This is a genomic window from Actinoplanes sp. NPDC051633 (assembly GCF_040681735.1).
Taxonomy (GTDB): Bacteria; Actinomycetota; Actinomycetes; order Mycobacteriales; family Micromonosporaceae; genus Actinoplanes.
In genome coordinates this window covers 1-3,410 of record NZ_JBFAZH010000856.1, presented here as the reverse complement: position 1 = coordinate 3,410, position 3,410 = coordinate 1, and the positions used below count along the sequence as shown (strand labels likewise).

Genomic DNA, 3,410 nt, shown 5'->3' with positions numbered 1-3,410 from the left:
CCTGATCGGGTTGTCGCTGGGCTGCGGCCTGGTCCGGCAGCAGGACGACGCGGTGCCGGTCGCGGCCACCCCGGAGCCGACCACGCCGATCGAGACGGTCGACCCCACTCCGGTCGAGGAACCCAGCTCGACGCCGCCGTCGACGAAGCCGCCCGCCGCGAAGAAGAAGCCGAAGGCGGCCCCGGCCCGGGATCCGAACAACTTCACGCTGCCCGAGTGCGCCCACCGTGAGGGCAAGCTGCAGACGAACAAGGCGGCGAAGGCGGCGCTGGTCAAGGCGGCCGGCAAGACGTATTGGAACAGTGAGGCGCCGCAGCTCAAGCTGAACGCCGACCTGGTCAAGGCGATCGCCTGGCAGGAGAGCGGCTGGCATTCGAACTGGGTGAACTGCGATGGCGGGCGCGGCCTGATGCAGGTCATGCCGGACACCGTCGACATGATCAACCAGCGCTTCGGGCTGGCCTACGACGCGACGGACTATCGGCAGAACGCGCAGGTCGGCGCCAACTACCTGGCCTGGCTGACGAAGGCGTTCGGGGACCAGTACTTCAAGAAGAAGTACGACCTGAGCCCGAAGAAGTGCAAGACGCACGGCAGCATGTGCCTGCTCAACATGGTGATCGCCGGCTACAACGCCGGCCGCGGCGCGGTCGACGCAGGATACGCGAGCGGCGAGCTGCCCAATCCCGCTTACGTGGACTCGGTACGTTCGTTGATGAAGTCCTGCTACTGCGACCGATACTGAGCGGTATCGGTCACCCGGCCCGCGCGGCGGTGGTCGGATGGCCGAATGGGTCTGTTGCGTGGCACGTCGGCCGTGGTCGCCGGTCTGGTCCTGGCTCTGCTGCACGCCGGTCCGGCCGGCGCGGAGGACACCGCCGAGGAGATCCACTACTCGTACGGCGATGATGCCGGGTCGGTGGTGGTGAGCTGGCGCGGCGCCGATTCCGCGATCGCCTACGGCCTGACCGAGGCGTACGGGTTCCAGGCGGTGGCTATGGACTCGGCGATCACGCCGGTCGACTCGGCCGGGCCGTTCCGCGAGGTGACGCTGACCGGGCTGGCGCCGGACACCGCGTATCACTACCGGATCGGCGCGGGCGTCGATCACGTGCTGCGGACGGCGCCGATCGGCAGTTTCCGCTGGGTCGACGTGGGGGACACGGCGAGCTCGGCGTGCAAGCCGTGGGTGGCGCAGACCCATCAGCTCATCGCGCAGCTGCAGCCGCGGTTCGTCACGCACGGCGGCGACATCTCCGAGGCCAACGTGTGCGGGGTGCCGGCGGTGCACACCTATTACACCGATCAGCAGGCCTGGTCGACGGCGGCCGCGTTCCAGCCGGTGTGGGGCAATCACGAGTACGGCAACCCGCAGCCGGGCGCGCCGGCCGGGACGCCGCGGGATTCGCTGGCCAACTACAAGGGCCGTGGCCGCCTCACGCATCCGCAGTCGGTGCCGACGGACACCGTTACCCAGGTCAAGGCGCCGGGCTGCGGAATCACGGTGAACACGTGCATGGGCGAGGACTGGGGATGGTTCCGCGCCGGGGGTGTGCTGTTCATCAGCTATCCGGAGATCTGGGTCGGCGCGCTGGCGGCGTGGCAGCCGGTCGCCGACGCCCTGATGGCCGAGGCGGCTCAGGACCCGACGATCAACTTCGTCATGACGTACGGGCACCGGCCGGCGTACTCCAGCCTGACCGTGAACGGCTGGGACCCGGGCATCCGGTCGGCGGTCGACGCGCTGGCCGTGAAGTACAGCGCGGGCGGCGGCAAGTACGTGCTGAACCTGGCGCATCACGTGCACGCGCTGGAGGTGTTCGGCCCGATCAACGGCCTGACCCACGTGACGAACGCGACCGGCGGCCAGGGCAGTGTGGCGCTGCCGTCGCCGCCCGCGGCGGGTTCGCTGGTCCGCTTCAGCCACCTGGGCGTGCTGGCCGGCGACTATGACGCGGCGGCGCGGCAGCTGTCGTTGCGCTGGGTCTGCGGCCCGACGATCCCGGACGTGAACAAGCAGGACCCGTGCGGGTACGGCGACACGATCTGGTCGACGACGTTCACCGCCGGTTGTGAGCCGGTGGCGGGTGCGGCGAGCGGACCGGCGGTCACCCCGGCATGCCCGGCGCCCGGCGGCACGGGCGGCCCGTCGCCCAGCCCGAGCCCGACGTCCACCGGGGGCCCGACGCCGACCGTGAGCCCTGGCCCGACCACGACGGACAGCCCGGCGCCGACCCGCCCGACGGACCCGGCACCCGGCGGCACGCCGACGCCGTCGACTTCCCCGACGCGCGTACCCAGGGAATGGGTTGTGAACTCCGGTCTTGAGGCCGATTTGTCCGGATGGGCGGGGCGCTACGGCGCGAACGCCGATGTTGCGGTGAGCCGGGTGACCTCGGGCGCGCGGACCGGCAAGGGTGCCGTCAAGGTCAATGCGGCGGGGAAGGCCAAGGATCTGACCAGCGGGTTCAACGATGATCCGCGGTGGGTGCGGGCGACGGTGGCCGGCACGGCCTATGCGGCGTCGGCCTGGATGAAGCCCAAGATCGTCGGGCAGGAGCTCGTGGTGCGGCTGCGGGAGTGGTCGTCCACCGGGACGCTGCTGACCGACAGAACGGGCGCGGTGACCGCGTCGTCGACCGGCTGGGTGAAGGTGTCGGCGCAGCTCACGGCGACCAAGAGCGGCGGCAGCCTGTCGATGGCGGTCTACGCGAAGGATCTGGACGCGGGGGAGTGGTTCCTCGCGGACGACCTCTCGCTGACCGGTCGATGACGCTGACCGGTCGCTGACGCGGGCGGGCTCGCGGCGGGCCGCGACGGGCAAGCGGGTATGCTGGAAGTGAGCCTGAGACCCCGCTGCCCGGATTTGGAACAGATGAGGGCGGCAGATAGGGTCTTGGGGTTGTTGTGCGTTCAGATGCTGGCGGCGCTCCCACTTCGGCCCGCAGCACACACGAAGGAGCCCTGAAGCAATGCCGCCCAAGAAGAAGACCCACGTGGTGACCCTCGCGCTTGAGGCGGGTAACGCCGCGATGGTCGACCTCGGCAAGATGCTCGGCCCGACCGGCGCCAACATGCGTGCGGTCAAGGTCGAGTACGACGAGGCGACGTCGAAGAACCGTGGAGAGATCATCCCGGTCGTGGTCACCGTCTTCGAGGACCGCAGCCACCAGCTGGTCTACAAGACGCCGCCGACCAGCTTCCTGATCCGCAAGGCGCTGGGGATCCAGTCGGGCGCGTCCAACCCGCTGACGCAGACCGTGGGGACGCTGAGCCAGGAGCAGGTGCGCGGCATCGCCGAGCGCAAGCTGCCCGACCTCAACGCCAACGACGTCGAGGCCGCGGTCAAGGTCGTCGCCGGCACCGCCCGCTCGATGGGCGTCAAGGTCGCCGACTGATTCTGATCTGAC

The 3,410-nt window shown here is 69.9% G+C and carries 3 protein-coding genes; all 3 read left to right on the top strand.

What is annotated here, in order from left to right:
* Positions 1–745 (top strand): lytic transglycosylase domain-containing protein (locus AB0M20_RS33350; RefSeq protein ID WP_364304317.1); only part of this gene is annotated, 745 nt, incomplete at its 5' end.
* A gap of 45 nt (positions 746–790) precedes the next feature.
* A complete protein-coding gene (locus AB0M20_RS33345) occupies positions 791–2,773 on the top strand; it encodes a fibronectin type III domain-containing protein (protein WP_364304316.1) in 1,983 nt (660 codons plus the stop codon).
* Between the two features lie 199 nt (positions 2,774–2,972).
* Complete coding sequence (locus AB0M20_RS33340; protein ID WP_364304315.1) at positions 2,973–3,398, top strand: 50S ribosomal protein L11; 426 nt, start codon at positions 2,973–2,975, stop codon at positions 3,396–3,398.
* Positions 3,399–3,410 lie beyond the last annotated feature (12 nt).